Consider the following 16,737-nt stretch of genomic DNA (forward strand, 5'->3'; position numbering starts at 1 on the left):
TGCTGAGATCCTGGGGCTGCTTTGCAGCCCTTTCGCGGCACAAGGCCGCTCCTACAGGAACGCTCAGCGCTTGGCCGGTTTTGGATCCCTTCGGTGATGAAATTCTTTTAATTCACCAACCTGTTAATTTTCCCCGTCCCGGGACCGTAATTGGCTTGCCAGTAGCGAAACGCTGGCTTTAGCATCGCGGTCATGCCGTTTTCTGCCCGACTCGGGCTAACGGCTGGCTTAAGCCTTGCGCGATCCCTGTAGGAGCGGCCTTGTGCCGCGAAAGGGTCGCAAAGCGGCCCCGGCAATATCTGCTTTGTTGCTGAGATCCTGGGGCTGCTTTGCAGCCCTTTCGCGGCACAAGGCCGCTCCTACAGGAACGCTCAGCGCTTGGCCGGTTTTGGATCCCTTTGGTGATGAAATTCTTTTAATTCACCAACCTGTTAATTTTCCCCGTCCCGGGACCGTAATTGGCTTGCCAGTAGCGAAACGCTGGCTTTAGCATCGCGGTCATGCCGTTTTCAATTGCTGTAGTCCGACAAACCGTCCATTCGACGGTTTCTATCGCATAAACACACTGCACCGAGACTGCAGGACCGATATAATGCGGCCCTTTGCCGTCGTTTCGTCGATTCGACGTGTGGCCGCCGTTTCCGTGGAAGAACCTATGAAAAGCGCAGAAATCCGTGAAGCCTTCCTCCGCTTCTTCGAAGAGCAGGGACATACTCGCGTTGCCTCCAGCTCCCTGATCCCGGGCAATGACCCGACCCTGCTGTTCACCAACGCCGGCATGAACCAGTTCAAGGACTGCTTCCTCGGCCAGGAAAAGCGCGCCTATACCCGCGCCGTGAGCAGCCAGAAGTGCGTACGCGCCGGTGGCAAGCACAACGACCTGGAAAACGTCGGCTACACCGCCCGTCACCACACTTTCTTCGAGATGCTGGGCAACTTCAGCTTCGGCGACTATTTCAAGCGCGATGCCATCACCTTCGCCTGGACCTTCCTGACTTCGGACAAGTGGCTGAACCTGCCGAAGGAAAAACTGTGGGTCACCGTCTACGCCAGCGACGACGAGGCCTACGACATCTGGACCAAGGAAGTCGGCGTGCCGGCCGAGCGCATGGTGCGCATCGGTGACAACAAGGGCGCCCCGTACGCCTCCGACAACTTCTGGACCATGGGCGACACCGGTCCGTGTGGCCCGTGCACCGAGATCTTCTACGACCACGGCGCCGACATCTGGGGCGGCCCACCCGGCTCGCCGGAAGAAGACGGCGATCGCTACATCGAGATCTGGAACAACGTCTTCATGCAGTTCAACCGCACCGCCGACGGCGTCCTGCACCCGCTGCCGGCGCCGTCGGTGGATACCGGCATGGGCCTGGAGCGCATCAGTGCGGTGATGCAGCACGTGCACTCGAACTACGAGATCGACCTGTTCCAGAGCCTGCTGGCCGCTGCCGCCAAAGCCATCGGTTGCGCCAATGACGACCAGCCGTCGCTGAAAGTGGTTGCCGACCACATCCGTTCCTGCGGCTTCCTGATCGCCGACGGTGTGCTGCCGTCCAACGAAGGCCGCGGCTACGTGCTGCGCCGCATCATTCGTCGCGCCTGCCGCCACGGCAACAAACTGGGCGCCAAGGGCAGCTTCTTCCACAAGATCGTCGCCGCGCTGGTGGCCGAGATGGGCGAAGCCTTCCCTGAACTCAAGAGCCAGCAGGCGCATATCGAGCGCGTGCTCAAGACCGAGGAAGAGCAGTTCGCCAAGACCCTCGAGCAGGGCCTGCGCATCCTCGAGCAGGACCTGGCCCAGCTGCAGGGCCAGGTCGTGCCAGGGGATGTGGTGTTCAAGCTGTACGACACCTATGGCTTCCCCATGGACCTGACCGCCGACATCGCCCGCGAGCGCGAGCTGACCATCGACGAAGCCGGCTTCGAGCGCGAGATGGAAGCCCAGCGTGAGCGTGCCCGCTCCGCCAGCGCCTTCGGCATGGACTACAACAGCCTGGTCAAGGTCGACACCGCCACCGACTTCCTCGGCTATGACGCCACCGAAGGCCAGGGCAAGGTCATCGCCCTGTACAAGGACGGCCAGGCCGTCGAGCAACTGGCTGAAGGCGAGGAGGGCGTCGTGGTCCTCGATCGCACCCCGTTCTACGCCGAGTCCGGCGGCCAGGTCGGTGACTGCGGCTACCTGCAGGCCGGCGCCGCGCGCTTCGACGTGCGCGACACCACCAAGACCGGTGGTGCCTTCCTGCACCACGGCGTGGTCGCCAGCGGCGCCCTGACTGTCGGTGCCGCAGTTGATGCCCGCGTCGATGCCGACGTGCAGCACGCCACCTCGCTGAACCACTCCGCCACCCACCTGCTGCACGAAGCCTTGCGCCAGGTGCTGGGCGAGCACGTGCAGCAGAAGGGCTCGCTGGTCGACAGCCAGCGCCTGCGTTTTGACTTCAGCCACTTCGAGGCGGTCAAGCCAGAACAGATCAAGGCCCTGGAAGACATCGTCAACCGCGAAGTGCGTCGCAACACCGAGGTACAGACCGAGCTGACCGACATCGAGACCGCCAAGGCCAAGGGCGCCATGGCGCTGTTCGGTGAGAAGTACGGCGACACCGTGCGCGTGCTGAGCATGGGCGGTGACTTCTCCGTCGAGCTGTGCGGCGGCATCCATGCCAAGCGCACCGGCGACATCAGTCTGTTCAAGATCATCAGCGAAGGCGGTGTGGCCTCTGGCGTGCGCCGTATCGAAGCGATCACCGGCGCCGCCGCGCTGGCCTACCTGAACACTGCCGAAGAGCAGGTCAAGGAAGCCGCGCAGCTGGTCAAGGGCAATCGCGACAACCTGATCGACAAGTTGTCGGCTGTGCTCGAGCGCAACCGCCAGCTGGAAAAGCAGCTCGAGCAGCTGCAGGCCAAGGCCGCCAGCGCCGCCGGGGATGATCTCTCCAACGCGGCCGTTGAGGTCAAGGGTGCCAAGGTCCTCGCCGCCCGCCTGGATGGGCAGGATGGCAAGGCGCTGCTGGCGCTCGTCGATCAACTGAAGAACAAGCTCGGCCACGCAGTGATCCTGCTGGGCAGCGAGCATGAGGGCAAGGTCGTGCTGGTGGCTGGCGTGACCAAGGACCTCTCCAGCCAACTCAAGGCTGGCGACCTGATGAAACAAGCTGCTGCGGCGGTCGGTGGCAAGGGCGGCGGTCGTCCTGACATGGCCCAGGGCGGTGGCGTCGACGTCGCCGCGCTGGACCAGGCGCTGGCCCTGGCCGTGCCGTTCGCCGAGCAGGGACTTTGAGATGGAGGGGGCGCCGGTCTAGTCGGCGTCCCCGCCATGTTGGATTGTTTTTTGGGGCCCTTGAGGGCTGAGGCACCTTTGAAATGGCGTTGATCGTACAGAAATTTGGCGGTACCTCTGTCGGTTCCATCGAGCGGATCGAGCAGGTTGCCGACAAGGTCAAGAAATTCCGCGAGCAAGGCACCGACCTGGTGGTTGTGCTGTCGGCGATGAGCGGGGAAACCAATCGCCTGATCGACCTGGCGAAGCAGATCACCGACAAGCCCGAACCCCGCGAGCTGGACGTGATCGTCTCGACCGGCGAGCAGGTTACCATTGCCCTGTTGTCCATGGCCCTGATGAAGCGCGGCGTGCCGGCGGTGTCCTACACCGGCAACCAGGTGCGCATCCTCACCGACAGCGCGCACAACAAGGCGCGCATCCTGCAGATCGACGACCAGAAGATCCGCGCCGACCTCAAGGCCGGCCGTGTCGTGGTGGTCGCCGGTTTCCAGGGCGTCGACGAGCACGGCAACATCACCACCCTCGGCCGTGGCGGCTCCGACACCACCGGCGTGGCCCTGGCGGCGGCGCTGAAGGCCGACGAGTGCCAGATCTACACCGATGTCGATGGCGTCTACACCACCGACCCGCGTGTGGTGCCCCAGGCCCAGCGCCTGGAGAAGATCACCTTCGAGGAGATGCTGGAAATGGCCAGCCTCGGCTCCAAGGTGCTGCAGATCCGCTCGGTGGAGTTCGCCGGCAAGTACAACGTCCCGCTGCGCGTGCTGCACAGCTTCAAGGAGGGTCCGGGTACCCTCATTACCATTGATGAAGAGGAATCCATGGAACAGCCGATCATTTCCGGTATCGCCTTCAACCGTGATGAGGCCAAGCTGACCATTCGTGGCGTCCCGGATACCCCAGGCGTCGCCTTCAAGATCCTCGGCCCGATCAGCGCCGCCAACATCGAAGTCGACATGATCGTGCAGAACGTCTCGCACGATAACACCACCGACTTCACCTTCACCGTGCACCGCAACGAGTACGAGAAGGCGCTGAGCGTGCTGGAGAACACCGCCCGCGAAATCGGCGCGCGTGAAGTGATCGGCGACACCAAGATCGCCAAGGTGTCGATCGTCGGCGTCGGCATGCGCTCCCACGCGGGCGTTGCCAGCCGCATGTTCGAGGCCCTGGCCAAGGAGAGCATCAACATCCAGATGATCTCCACTTCCGAGATCAAGGTCTCGGTAGTGATCGAAGAGAAGTACCTGGAGCTGGCCGTACGCGCGCTGCACACCGCGTTCGAACTCGATGCGCCTGCCCGACAGGGTGAGTGACACGCTGCCTGGAGGGGCGCGGCTTGCCGCGCCCTTCGCGTTTCTGGCCACTGCGGCTGTCCCTGTCCAGGCAGCCGTGGTGGTCGATCCGGGCCAGTGCCGTCGTCCCCGGCCAGGCCCTGCTTTTCAAAGACTGTTGTCCCTGAAGATTCATGTGAGGAGAAAACTATGCTGATTCTGACTCGTCGGTGCGCCGAGAGCCTGATCATTGGTGACGGTGAGATCACCGTGACGGTCCTGGGTGTCAAAGGCAACCAGGTGCGTATTGGCGTTAGCGCGCCCAAGGAAGTGGCTGTTCACCGCGAGGAAATCTACCTGCGGATCAAGAAAGAGAAGGACGAGGAGCCAAGCCTTTAATTTTTTTGAAGTTTTTTTCAAAAAAAGGGTTGCAAACGAGGAAGGGTGTGTTTAATATTCGCCTCGTGTTGCGGTGAGGTGGCCGAGTGGCCGAAGGCGCTCCCCTGCTAAGGGAGTATACCTCATAAGGGTATCGGGGGTTCGAATCCCCCCTTCACCGCCATTATTTGCCTGGAGCGCTTAAAGCGATCCGAATGGCACAGCAAGACACGGACTCATAGCTCAGCTGGATAGAGTACTCGGCTACGAACCGAGCGGTCGGAGGTTCGAATCCTCCTGAGTCCGCCACTTTTGAAGTGGCTTTGCCTGCAAGGCTGCTTCAACAAGCCAGTGGTAATCTGGTCTAAAACTACCCCACGGACTCATAGCTCAGCTGGATAGAGTACTCGGCTACGAACCGAGCGGTCGCAGGTTCGAATCCTGCTGAGTCCGCCACTTTTGAAGTGGTTTTGCTTGCAAAGGCACTTCAACAAGCCAGTGGTAATCTGGCCTAAAACTACCACCACGGACTCATAGCTCAGCTGGATAGAGTACTCGGCTACGAACCGAGCGGTCGCAGGTTCGAATCCTGCTGAGTCCGCCACACATCAAGAAGCCCGCTCGTTAGAGCGGGCTTTTTGTTTTTCTGGCGCGCTGAATTGTTACGGATGTCCATCTACGCTGTTCTGTAGATGTTCCCGAAAGGGGCCAGGCGCCGCAAATCGAACCAGCGCAAGACGAATGTGCTTTTCACGCCAGAGCGACCGTCGCACTGATGGCTTCGAGCGTTGTCACAGCTTTAGCGCGCAAACGATTGTTCTGGCCAAAAATTTAAGCGATCCGACAGCTTGCACAGTGTATGATTGCGCCCGTCAGCCCCGCCGGGGCTTGTGGAATCCCACCATGGACTTACCCAGTAGTTACTCGCCAACACGCTTCATACAGCCAGATCTGACCGATTGATTCTCCCGGCGTGCTCCGCTGCTGGGAGTGGAGTTCGCCTATGACCGAAATCGAAGTAAAGAAAGCCCAAGACAGCCTGCAGGATCGCCTGGCCCAGGTGATCGAGCTGCTGCAGCGCCAGCGGGTGGTCGAGGACCTGACGCACCGTCAGGAAGGTCACCACCATGACCTGGTGGAAAACCTCGTCCACCGCCAGAACCTCGTCGAACTGCAGCGCAAGCTCGACGACCTGCACCCCGCCGACATCGCCTATATCCTCGAAGCCTTGCCGCTGGACGACCGCCTGACGGTCTGGCAGCTGGTGCGCTCGGATCGCGACGGCGACATCCTGCTCGAAGTCTCCGACGCCGTGCGCCAGACCCTGATCGCCGACATGGACGATCACGAGTTGCTGGCCGCCGCCAAGGAAATGGACGCCGACGAACTTGCCGACCTGGCGCCGGAGCTGCCTCGCGACGTCGTGCACGAGCTCATGGAAACCCTCGATGCCCAGCAGCGCGAGCGTGTGCGCTCGGCCCTGAGCTATGACGAAGAGCAGGTCGGTGCGCTGATGGACTTCGAGATGGTCACCATCCGCGAAGACGTCAGCCTCGAGGTGGTATTGCGCTACCTGCGCCGGCTCAAGGAGCTGCCAGGGCATACCGACAAGCTGTTCGTCGTCGATTACGATGGCATTCTCAAGGGCGTGCTGCCGATCAAGCGGTTGCTGGTCAACGACCCGGACAAGAAAGTCGCGGAGGTCATGGCCAATGACCCGGTGACCTTCCACCCCGAGGAAGATGCCTACGACGCCGCCCAGGCCTTCGAGCGCTACGACCTGGTTTCCGCCCCGGTGGTGGACAAGAACGAGCGGCTGATCGGCCGTCTGACCATCGATGAAATGGTCGACCTGATTCGTGAAGAGAGCGAGAGCGAAGTGCTCAACATGGCCGGTCTGCGCGAGGAGGAAGACATCTTCGCCTCGGTCTGGCGCTCGCTGCGCAACCGTTGGGCGTGGCTTGCGATCAACCTGATCACCGCCTTCGTCGCCTCGCGGGTGATCGGCCTGTTCGAAGGCTCCATCGAAAAGCTGGTGGCGCTGGCGGCGCTGATGCCGATCGTGGCGGGTATTGGCGGCAACTCGGGCAACCAGACCATCACCATGATCGTGCGCGCCATGGCCCTCGACCAGGTGTCGCCGGGCAACACCAGCCGCCTGATGCGCAAGGAGCTTGCGGTGTCGCTGCTCAATGGCCTGATCTGGGGTGGCGTGATCGGTGTCGTGGCGTTCTGGCTCTATGGCAGCTGGTCGCTGGGCCTGGTGATGACGGCGGCAATGACCCTGAACCTGTTGCTGGCCGCCTTGATGGGCGTACTGATCCCGATGACGTTGACGCGCCTGGGGCGTGATCCGGCGATGGGGTCGAGTGTGATGATTACGGCGGTCACTGACAGTGGCGGCTTCTTTATCTTCCTCGGCCTGGCCACGCTGTTCCTGCTGTAAGCGTTGGGTTCAGTCCATGCGCACCCCCCCTGTAGGAGCGGCCTTGCGCCGCGAAAGGGTCGCATAGCGGCCCCGGCGATCTTTGCATCAACGCTGAAATCCTGGGGTCGCTATGCGACCCTTTCGCGGCACAAGGCCGCTCCTACAGGGGGGCGTGTGTGACCCCGCCGTCATCCTGCAATCACCAGATGCAAAAAAGCCAGCTTGCGCTGGCTTTTTTGTGTGCGGTGTCGCTGCCTGGATCAGGACGCGTCGGCGGCCATTTCCACATCGTGAGCGATGAGGGCGACCAGGGCATTCTGCTGGCGGTGGGACAGTTGGCGGAAGCGCTGCAGCAGTTCACGTTCGTGGAGGCTGAGCTCTGAGCTGTCCAGGCGCATGCTCAGTTCATCACCCAGGGCGCCTTCCTGGATAAGGCTCTGCTCCAGGCGGGCGATGATCTCGGAGTTCATGCTGCGGTGGTGGTTGCGCGCTACCTCGGCAATGCGCTCACGCATCCCGTCTGGCAGGCGGACGACAAACTTGTCAGCGGTGCGGCTCGAATAGATAGCCTGTTTCATTGGGCGCATATAAATTGACCGGTTGTTCTGGTTCAGGGGGAGCGGTTCGCAAATTGGCCGCACGGTGGAAGTACGACCGCGGCGACGACAAAATGTTCAACCGTGATGTGATTTTGGTTCTTCATCTTGCCTCAGGGTCGCCGTTTCCTTGGCGTCAATTCTGTGACAAATAGTGATCTCGATAAAGGCTTTTTGCCAGTACCAATTATCAGAAATGAGCACTGGTTTGAAAAGTTTCACATTCATCGAATTACACCGGTGTCAGACAAATGCCGTCAAAATCTGGTAAAAGACGGTAAAGGCCTAGGGAAAATCCTGGAATACGCTGGTTTCCCATACATTGAGCATAGTGGCTATGCAATATGACGCAAGCGGTGGGGCGACCTCAAGAGGGCGCCTGATATTCCTCATGGGACCGTCGGGTTCGGGAAAAGATTCCCTGATCGATGCGGCGCGTGAGCGATTGTTCACCCTAGGTGTCGAAGTCGCCCGGCGGGTCATCACGCGCTCAGCCGAGGCCAAGGGCGAAGCTGCGCTCGGAGTGAGCGTCGAGCGCTTCGAGGCGATGCGCGAGGCGGGGGCCTTTGCCCTGGACTGGCAGGCTAACGGCTTGAGCTATGGCATTCCTGTACAGCTGGACGCATGGCTCGCTGCGGGTCGGTCGGTGCTGGTCAATGGTTCGCGTGCCTACCTGGCCAATGCCCGGCAGCGCTATCCCGACCTGGTGGCCGTGGGGCTGACCGTTTCACAGCAGGCGCTGCGCCAGCGTCTGCTGGCCAGGGGGCGGGAGAGCAACGAAGAGATCGAGCAGCGCCTGGCCCGCAACTTCAGGTTGCAGGCGTATGATCCCGGCGTGCATGTCGTGGACAACTCCGCTTCGCTGGCCGGTGCGGTCGAGGCGTTGCTCGCGCTATTGCGCAACGAAGGCGTGATCGCTGACGCGCAGGGGAAAAAGCCGACGTGCAAAACGCCCGATTGATACATGACAAATGCCCGCACGCTGGTTAACATGCTCGCCGTCCCCGCCGCACAGCGTCTGTTGTCGGCTTCAGTGTCTCAGTAGCTCAATTGGATAGAGCATCCCCCTCCTAAGGGGAAGGTTGGCAGTTCGAACCTGCCCTGGGACGCCATATATTTCAATAGGTTAGGCCGATTCACTTTGCTCGCGCGATTTGATGTGGGTGCATTGTGGGTGCAGTCGACATCAAGGATGACGAATGTGAGTGAAATGCTGAAGCCTTTGATCAGTGAAATCAATGGCATCATTAATGCGATTGATCAGAACATTTCGACTGCAGCTCCGCTGAGTCTGAACAGCGGGAATTGGTCATTTCCTGGCATTACCAAAGCTGACTTGGTCAGTCGTGCGATGGCGTTGAGGGAGCTCATCGAAGAGGCGAAGGAGCCTGCTCCAGAATCTCAGGCCATCATCACCAATCTAGGCGAACGCCTTACGTTCCTTCGTACAAACACTGTCCCTCAGTTTCTTTCGCAGGGAGGGGCAGCGGTCTCTGCTTATTTGATGACTTTGGATGCTGTGGAGAAGGTTTTGACGCCGATCTTCACTGACACCAAAAGTCAAGCGCTGAAAAACTCACAGGCTGTAAAGAAGACTACTACACAGGTTCGTTCGATTGAGACTCGACTGCGAGAGCTCGAGCCGCGGACCGTTACATTGGAATCGATGGTTGCGCGAATTGAAAAAGCGCATGACGCCGCTGATCAGCTTCCCACCGATCTTGAGTCATTGGCTGAGTCGCAGAAAAAGGTGGCGGATCTCCTGGCGAAGGCCCAGGGCGATAAGGCAGGTATTGGCAATATCTTGGCTGATGCAGAAGGTGTCAGTAAGCAGATGGTCTTGCACGCTGCTGAAGCAAGAGAAATTCTTGCGCGCTGCGAATCTGTTTACTCTTCCGCAACTAGTGTCGGTCTGGCTGCTGCATTCACGGAGCGATCTAAGGCTTTAGATCTGTCTATGTGGGGCTGGGTAGCAGGTTTAGTGGTTGCCCTTATCGTCGGGGGCGTCGCCGGCTCAGCGCAGTTGCACAACCTTGCGTTCGAGCTGACGAAAGCTGATTCGAATAGCGTGGGTGTTGGCATTAGCCTTGTGTTGTCGATTTTGTCAGTGGGTGGCCCCGTCTGGTTTGCCTGGCTTTCGACTAAACAAATTGGTCAGCGTTTTCGGCTATCTGAGGATTACGCATTTAAAGCGTCTATCTCCCGTGCATACGAAGGGTATCGCAGAGAAGCGTCGCGAATTGACCCTGATCTTGAGAGGCAGTTGCTAGGCTCAGCTCTATCAAGACTTGATGAACAGCCACTTCGCTTGGTCGAAAATGATAGCTTCGGGAGTCCTTGGCATGAATTTCTTTCCTCGGATGTCGTGAAAGACGCTGTGAAGAGTGTGCCGGGGTTCGTCGACAAGGTTACTTCTATGGCCACTGCAGCTGTTCAAAAGAAAAGTCTTCCGGTGACGCCGATTGTAGTGGCGAATGATGCGGCTGCTCCGCCTGAACAAGCTGAAGCCAAAGCTTAGAGGTCACGAATCCTCAATACCGTTGTAGTCGAGCAGTTGGCGTGTCTGGCCGTGGCTCTTACGCCAAGGCCTGCGGCCAGTAGCTCCTTGACCCGTTTATGCAGTTCCCCATCGACCGGCCGTCCCCGATACTTGCCAGCGGCCTGGCCTTCTGGATGCCTTGCGCCTGCCGTTCGTGGCGTTGTTCGTAGTCCTTGCGAGCGATCGCCGCCATCATTTCTACCAGCATCGAGTTAATCGCTGCCGGCATCCGATCAGTGAATTCTTCATCTCTGGTGTCGCGCATTCCTTGGTAGCTGGTGGGCAGATCGAGCGCGACGATGCGCAGGCCCTTTGCGTCTATTGCGCCCTTGAGCTTGGCCCAGTCGTCCGCGGGGAAGCGGGAGAGGCGGTCGATGGATTCGACAAGCAGCACATCACCCTTGCGGGCATCCTTGAGCAGGCGAAGCAGTTCAGGCCGACCCGCTGCGGCGTCACTGGCGTTCTCCAGGTGCGCGCAGGCGATGACCTTGTTATGGTCGTTGGCGAACTTCTCCAGAGAGACCCGGGCGCGTCCGGCGTCTTGCTCGGCGGTGGATGCCCGTAGGTAGGCGCGGATGAACATAGGCAACCTGTATCAGCTAGGGTGTTGTCCTAACGCTGTTTCATTTTGGGTTGTACTTATCAAGCGAAAAGGCTCATAAAGGCTCAAGTTGCCCGTATCAGCCCAGGTGTACTCCAGGTGCTACACGTAACGGGACATAACGGTCAAATGTGAGCCACGATCACAATTACCTTTCCTGGCCTGCTGTCAGGGCGGGGGTATCAGGCCTGGAGGTCCGAATCGGACGATCTGGTCTGTCTCGACTGATGGTCCGAATTTCGGACTTCAAATCCTGGCACTGGCGACCGGAGCCGGGATCACGGCTTAGCCAAAGCGGGATTTCCCGCCCAGGCTTTTACGAGACGGTTGCGAAAGGGGATCGGCTGTATCGTCGGCCCAGCCTTGGGCAATACCCTCAAATCTGAGGGTATCTCGCCCGCCTGGAGATGCGCTCAGGTTTGAGCACAACTCACCGCGGCAGGTGTGGTGGTCATCACCACACCTCCCTCTACGACGAAGCGCGGAATTTTGCTCACATCTAATCTGTCGGCCCCTGGTAACGCTCCGATTCTTAACGGGGCGTTACTTGGCCGTCTTATGCCCAAAGCTCCTACTGCTGTGCGAGTAGGAAGCGCTGCACGTCATCGATCATGCCTTTCACCTGGTCGGCCGTAAACTCTTCAGGCTTGCCATGAGCGGCGCTGTTTCGGATTGCCGAGAGAGAAGTGATCTGCTTTTTCTGGTTGGTGTTATAGGCGCCGGCTTTGGCCAGGTCATCGTTCATCCTGTTCAGAGTGCCGTGTCCAATAGCGTGCTTCGAGCATAGATCCCGCAGTGAGGTCTCGAGAACCACACCTGCAATTACTGCCGCCGCTGTTGCGTACCCAGAACTCAATAGCTCTTCTGCTTGCTCGAGCTCATTGCTAAAAACCTCAGCCTGCACAAGATTCCGGAGGGAGTTGAGATAACCGCCCTCGAAATCCTCTTTCGCAGCTAGGAATACTGCCTTCATCCGCTTCAACTGGTTTAGGCGGGAGTCGAACGAAACTAGCTTTTCGGCATCCAGATACATCTGGAGGTGAGTGGATTTCACCCCACAAGCTCGCTCCAGTAACGACCTTACCTTGACACTCCAGTTGAGAATCAAGTCAGACGGAATGGTGAGCTCGCTATCACCGGTAATTGGGCTTCTTACCTCGGTGGTGGACCTTTCAATGTCGGACAGCTGTTGCTCCAGCTCCCCGAAGCGCTGTTTGAAAAGTGCGGTCATTTGCTGCTCCTTAGCATGGTAGATGGCTGATGTTCGCTCGGGCTTGCCACCACCGCAAGGTTCAACGTGCCGGACCGCTGCTTCAGAGAGCCGCCCAGCGGCCTAGTCCATCCAGATCTGGATACATTCTCAATCTGAGGAAGTGTGTGGGTGCCAGGCCTGATGAACTGGGCCTGGCTAGCCATCTCAACCGCGGGCGTCACGTCCTGCCTCATCTTCCTCCACTCGGAGGCGCCAGTAGCGGTCGGGCTTCACCCAGACCACATTATCAGGGGTGAGCTTTCGGAAGGCAGCAAGAACGCCTTTGCCGAGCACCTGATTGCCGTCAGCGTTTTCGATCAGTAGGTCCTCTCTGCCAGCTTTGATGAAATAATCCACGACATCATCTTGATAGATGCAGGCCTCTGTCTTGATTTTGGCCAACATCCACTTGGAAACTGAGTCGGCGTCCATCAGTTTTTCTCAGGCTTTGAAATCTCAAGGGATTCGCCAGTGAAAAAGCCTCGCTCGAGTTTTTTCCCTGCGAACCACTGGCATTCGTACGCCTCCTGCAGGCTGCTCCAAGCCTTCACGGTCATATCTGGGCCACCAGATTTCAGTTTTACGATTTGCCCATCCTTAAACCCATTTGCCTTTGCCATAGCTGTAACACCTCGATTGGTAGGGGACATCCCTGTACCGGTCATATGGGGGCTGGCCATTTGCTTTCAAGTGAATGACAGGCCCCTACGACTTGCCCTCCACGAATGGTGAGCGACGCCCAGGGTAGGTGTCAGCGATGAATTCGCGCAGGGAGGGTAGGGTGGCACCTCGGCGTCCCTGCGAGACGGCCGTGGGCTCGCTGTGCTTGCGAGCCTCGGCAAGGTACTGGGCCGTCTCCTGACGCGCCTGCTCGAGAGTCAGGATGCCTGCCCGGCCAAGGGGCTTTTTGCGGCCCCGGGCCCAGGTAACGACATAGGACTTCGCTCCTGCGGCGGTCACACGCACGAACAGCCCGGTGATGGTGGTGTCGTGCACTTCGTCCTCGCGTCCGGTGAACTGCAGGCCGGCCAGGAGCTTGGCGGTGAGCTTTTCCTTCACTTCGTCCCCGAGGGTGCGACATGGGTGCAGAAATGAATATTCGGCGGTGTCTGGTAGGACGCACCGGACGAAAAGCTTGGCAAATACATGCGAAGGCCAGTTGCTGCGAGAGTGAAAGGCCCTCGTAAGGCGAAGGTTGGCAGTTCGAACCTGCCCTGGGACGCCATCTCCCCCCATTCCCCTTGTCTTCGTTCAACGAACCTGAACGCTTGCCTGCGGCTGCCGCGTCGTGCGGCTGTAGCTCAGGGCGAAGTGTGCCGCCAGCCCGAAGATCAGACCCCAGAACGCGGCGCCAAGGCCGAGCAGGCTCATCCCCGATGCGGTGACCAGGAAGGTGATCAACGCCGGCTCCCGCTGTTTCTCGTCACTCATGGCGCCCGCCAGGCCGTTGGCGATGGCGCCGAACAGCGCGAGCCCGGCAAGGGCGGCGATCAGTTCCCTCGGCAGGGCGGCGAACACGGAGGCCAGGGTCGCGCCGAAGCTGCCCATCAGCAGGTAGAAGGCGCCGCAGGCCATGCCGGCGATGTAGCGCTTGTCCGGGTTCTCGTGGGCCTCGCGGCCAGTGCAGATGGCGGCGGTGATCGCCGCCAGGTTGACGCCGTGGCAGCCGAAGGGTGCCAGCAGCAGCGAACCCAGGGCGGTGACCGAGACGATCGGGCGTGCCGGCACCTGGTAGCCGGAGGTGCGCAGTACGGCGATGCCGGGCACCGACTGGCCGGTGAGCGATACCAGGGCCAGGGGCAGGCTGATATTGACGATGGCCTGCCAGCTCCACTGCGGGCTGGTCCAGGTCGGGATGGTCATTTCCAGCACCAGGGCCTGGGTGTCCAGCTGGCCCAGGCCGGCGGCGAGGCCGCAACCGACGATCAGCACCGAAAGAATCGCGTAGCGCGGCGACAGGCGCTTGAACAGCAGGTAGCTCGCCAGCATCGACAGTACCAGCACGGGCTGCAGGCGGATCGAGCTGAACAGCTCGGCGCCGAAGCGGAACAGGATACCGGCCAGCATCGCCGCGGCAATGGCCTTGGGCAGGCGATTCATCAGCTTGTCGAAGGCGCCGCTCAGCGCGATCACGGCAATCAGCAGCGAGGCGACGATGTAGGCGCCCACCGCCTGGGCCAGTGACACGCTCGGCAGCATCGACACCAGCAGCGCCGCGCCGGGCGTGGACCAGGCGGTGATCACCGGCACCCGCAGTTTCCAGCTCAGCAGCAGGCCGGTCAGGCCGCTGCCGATGGAGATGGCCCAGATCCACGAAGCGGTCGCTGCGTTGTCCAGACCTGCCTGGTCGGCGGCCTGGAACACAATGATCAAGGGGCCTGCGTAGGAGATGATCACGGCGATCAGGCCGGCGACCAGGGCGGAGAGGGAAAAATCCTTTCTGAGGTTGTCCATGGCGAGTCCAGGTGAGTTAATTGATTCGATTGAGTCGATTCAAATTGAATCTATACGGTAACGAGACCTGAATTCAAGTGGGGCTGCTCTCCAGCCCATCGCGGGCACGTTCACTCCTCCTGGTGCAAGCTGTAACTTGTTGATTCAGTGAGTACCTGTGGGAGCGGGTTTACCCGCGAAGCATTCGGCGCGGTGGATGGCACCGGCTCCGCCGGTGTTCGCGGGCAAGCCCGCTCCCACAGAGGGACAATTTCATCCGTGATTTCATGGCAGGAAGGCACAACTTGAATCGCTCGGAGGATCGACTCAAGTCGGCCTGTGTGTTCAAATTTCAATCATTTTCAGCCCGGTAGCCGTCTCATGTGGGTTCCACGGATCAGCGAAAGCAATCAGCCTGTCTACCTGTCCATCGCCGATGCGCTGGCGCATGACATTGCCAGCGGCGCGCTGCGGCGTGGCGAGCGCTTGCCGACGCTGCGCGAATTGGCGCAGGCGCTGGATGTCACGCCCGGCACCATCAGCCGCGCCTATACCGAGGCGTCGCGCCGTGGCCTGACCCAGGGCGAGGTGGGGCGTGGCACCTACGTCCTTGACCGGATCGCCGAGACGGACGAGGCCCCCGTTGCCGCCCGTGCTGCCCCCGCGGTCCGCAGCGAAGTGCTCGACCTGTCGATCATCAAGCCCTACGGCGAAACCCTGCAGTACTGGTTGCGCAACGCCTTGACCGAGCTGGCCAATACCTCACGGCTGGAGCAGGTGCTGGACTACGCCCCCGACGGCGGCCATCCGGCGCATCGCGAGGCGGGCGCGCAATGGTTGCGCCAGTGGCTACCGGGTGCGCAGTGGCAGCAGGTGGTCATCACCAGCGGTGCCCAGCATGGGCTGATGGTGGCGATCAGCGCCCTGACCGGGGCGGGCGACCTGATACTGTGCGAGTCGCTGTGCTATCCGGGCATCATTTCCGTGGCCCATGGCCTGGGCCGCCGTCTGCGTGGCGTGCCGATGGACGAGCAGGGCATCATCCCCGAGGCCTTGCGCGAGATCTGCCAGCGCGAGCGGCCCGCCATGCTGGTGTGCGTGGCGACCTGCCAGAACCCGACCACGGCAATCATGTCCAACGAGCGGCGCGCCCAGATCGCGGCGCTGGCGGAGGAGTTCGACTTCCTGCTGCTGGACGATGACATCTACGGCTTCCTTGCCACCGACCCGCAGACCCGGCCGCTGGCGACCTTCGCCCCGGAGCGTTCGATCTACCTCACCAGCCTGTCCAAGTCGGTCATGCCGGCGCTGCGCATCGGCTACCTGTACAGCCCGCCGAAGCTGCTGTCGCGCCTGACCGCCATGGTGCGCAGCACGGTGTGGATGCCTTCGCCGTTGACCGCGCAATTGGCCAGCCATGTGATCGGTGAAGGGTTGGACAGCCAGTTGATCCGCATGCACCGCGCCGAGGCGGCGGCACGTCAGGCCATCGCCCGTGAAGTCTTCGGCAGTGCGTCGCTGCAGAGCCAGTCGCACTGCTATCACCTCTGGCTCAACCTGCCCGAGCCGTGGCGCAGCGACGAGTTCGCCCTGCTGGCGCGGGCCAATGGCGTGGTGGTCATGAGCGCCAGCCAGTTCCAGGTGGAGCGCACGGACGATCCACGTGGCGTGCGGGTCGTGCTGATGGCGCCGACCAGTCGGGAGGAGTTGCGCTTCGCCCTGACCCAGCTGGCCAGCCTGCTTGAGTCAGGGGATCCGCAGCGCTTTTACTGACGGATGCTCAGGGCTACAGCTTGGCGCTGTACTTACGCTCGGTGTCCCTGTCATCCGCCGAGGTCATGGCGCCCTGGGCGCGCTGCGCTTCCTGATCGTTTCATCTCGGTCTCCTCCTGCATGCGTTGGGCGATCTGTCGAGCGATCGCGGTGATAAGCATGATGGCTCCCGGGATGGAG

Annotated in this window: 14 protein-coding genes, 5 tRNA genes and 1 pseudogene; 12 read left to right on the plus strand and 8 right to left on the minus strand. The window is 60.6% G+C overall.

The features are described 5' to 3' along the window. Positions 1–655: 655 nt before the first annotated feature. The 8 genes from alaS to mgtE all read left to right on the plus strand — a co-directional run bounded on the left by alaS (position 656) and on the right by mgtE (position 7,381). Positions 656–3,280 (plus strand): alanine--tRNA ligase, encoded by a 2,625-nt coding sequence (alaS, locus tag LU671_RS27095; RefSeq protein WP_232857508.1) that lies wholly within the window; start codon positions 656–658, stop codon positions 3,278–3,280. An 83-nt stretch (positions 3,281–3,363) separates the two neighbouring features. Next, complete coding sequence (locus LU671_RS27100; protein ID WP_028691060.1) at positions 3,364–4,599, plus strand: aspartate kinase; 1,236 nt, start codon at positions 3,364–3,366, stop codon at positions 4,597–4,599. Between the two features lie 168 nt (positions 4,600–4,767). After that, positions 4,768–4,956 carry a carbon storage regulator CsrA gene (gene csrA, locus LU671_RS27105; protein WP_003254503.1) on the plus strand — a complete coding sequence of 63 codons (189 nt, stop codon included), beginning with the start codon at positions 4,768–4,770 and terminating at the stop codon, positions 4,954–4,956. 72 nt (positions 4,957–5,028) lie between these two features. Beyond that, a tRNA-Ser gene (locus LU671_RS27110) sits at positions 5,029–5,119 on the plus strand. Between the two features lie 48 nt (positions 5,120–5,167). Further along, a tRNA-Arg gene (locus LU671_RS27115) sits at positions 5,168–5,244 on the plus strand. Between the two features lie 70 nt (positions 5,245–5,314). Next, positions 5,315–5,391, plus strand: a tRNA-Arg gene (locus LU671_RS27120). A gap of 71 nt (positions 5,392–5,462) precedes the next feature. Then, positions 5,463–5,539, plus strand: a tRNA-Arg gene (locus tag LU671_RS27125). A 399-nt stretch (positions 5,540–5,938) separates the two neighbouring features. Beyond that, positions 5,939–7,381 carry a magnesium transporter gene (gene mgtE / locus LU671_RS27130; RefSeq protein WP_110738608.1) on the plus strand — a complete coding sequence of 481 codons (1,443 nt, stop codon included), beginning with the start codon at positions 5,939–5,941 and terminating at the stop codon, positions 7,379–7,381. A 242-nt stretch (positions 7,382–7,623) separates the two neighbouring features. On the opposite strand, the gene LU671_RS27135 is transcribed toward mgtE, so the two are convergent. Beyond that, positions 7,624–7,950, minus strand: a complete 327-nt coding sequence (locus LU671_RS27135) for an Arc family DNA-binding protein (protein WP_232857509.1) — start codon at positions 7,948–7,950, stop codon at positions 7,624–7,626. A gap of 87 nt (positions 7,951–8,037) precedes the next feature. Further along, positions 8,038–8,187, minus strand: a complete 150-nt coding sequence (locus tag LU671_RS27140) for a hypothetical protein (protein ID WP_232857539.1) — start codon at positions 8,185–8,187, stop codon at positions 8,038–8,040. Between the two features lie 109 nt (positions 8,188–8,296). Between LU671_RS27140 and phnN the strand changes: the two genes are divergently transcribed. The 3 genes from phnN (at position 8,297) to LU671_RS27155 (ending at position 10,477) form a co-directional block, all read left to right on the plus strand. Next, positions 8,297–8,920: a phosphonate metabolism protein/1,5-bisphosphokinase (PRPP-forming) PhnN gene (phnN, locus tag LU671_RS27145; protein WP_232857510.1), complete on the plus strand. Its 624-nt coding sequence runs from the start codon at positions 8,297–8,299 to the stop codon at positions 8,918–8,920. Positions 8,921–8,994: 74 nt separating this feature from the next. After that, positions 8,995–9,071: transfer RNA gene (locus LU671_RS27150), tRNA-Arg, on the plus strand. 98 nt (positions 9,072–9,169) lie between these two features. Further along, positions 9,170–10,477 carry a hypothetical protein gene (locus LU671_RS27155; protein WP_232857537.1) on the plus strand — a complete coding sequence of 436 codons (1,308 nt, stop codon included), beginning with the start codon at positions 9,170–9,172 and terminating at the stop codon, positions 10,475–10,477. Here LU671_RS27155 and LU671_RS27160 read toward each other — a convergent pair. The 6 genes and pseudogenes from LU671_RS27160 to LU671_RS27185 all read right to left on the minus strand — a co-directional run bounded on the left by LU671_RS27160 (position 10,474) and on the right by LU671_RS27185 (position 14,805). Further along, positions 10,474–11,081, minus strand: a pseudogene (locus tag LU671_RS27160) (recombinase family protein). The gene LU671_RS27155 and the pseudogene LU671_RS27160 sit on opposite strands and share 4 nt — an antisense overlap. 589 nt (positions 11,082–11,670) lie before the next feature. After that, the gene (locus LU671_RS27165) at positions 11,671–12,330 is read right to left on the minus strand and encodes a DUF4145 domain-containing protein (RefSeq protein ID WP_232857512.1); all 660 of its coding nucleotides are present in this window, start codon (positions 12,328–12,330) and stop codon (positions 11,671–11,673) included. Between the two features lie 186 nt (positions 12,331–12,516). Further along, a complete protein-coding gene (locus tag LU671_RS27170) occupies positions 12,517–12,783 on the minus strand; it encodes a DUF6953 family protein (protein WP_232857515.1) in 267 nt (88 codons plus the stop codon). After that, a complete protein-coding gene (locus LU671_RS27175) occupies positions 12,783–12,971 on the minus strand; it encodes a YodC family protein (RefSeq protein WP_232857516.1) in 189 nt (62 codons plus the stop codon). Before LU671_RS27175 ends, LU671_RS27170 begins: the two co-directional genes overlap by 1 nt. 85 nt (positions 12,972–13,056) lie before the next feature. After that, positions 13,057–13,410, minus strand: coding sequence for an Arm DNA-binding domain-containing protein (locus LU671_RS27180; RefSeq protein ID WP_232857518.1), 354 nt, complete (start codon positions 13,408–13,410; stop codon positions 13,057–13,059). A gap of 192 nt (positions 13,411–13,602) precedes the next feature. Further along, positions 13,603–14,805, minus strand: a complete 1,203-nt coding sequence (locus tag LU671_RS27185) for a benzoate/H(+) symporter BenE family transporter (RefSeq protein WP_232857519.1) — start codon at positions 14,803–14,805, stop codon at positions 13,603–13,605. Positions 14,806–15,165: 360 nt separating this feature from the next. Between LU671_RS27185 and LU671_RS27190 the strand changes: the two genes are divergently transcribed. Then, on the plus strand, positions 15,166–16,557 hold the full coding sequence (locus tag LU671_RS27190) for an aminotransferase-like domain-containing protein (protein ID WP_232857521.1): 1,392 nt from the start codon (positions 15,166–15,168) through the stop codon (positions 16,555–16,557). Positions 16,558–16,737 lie beyond the last annotated feature (180 nt).

This window comes from Pseudomonas sp. NMI760_13, assembly GCF_021283245.1.
Taxonomy (GTDB): Bacteria; Pseudomonadota; Gammaproteobacteria; order Pseudomonadales; family Pseudomonadaceae; genus Aquipseudomonas; species Aquipseudomonas peradeniyensis.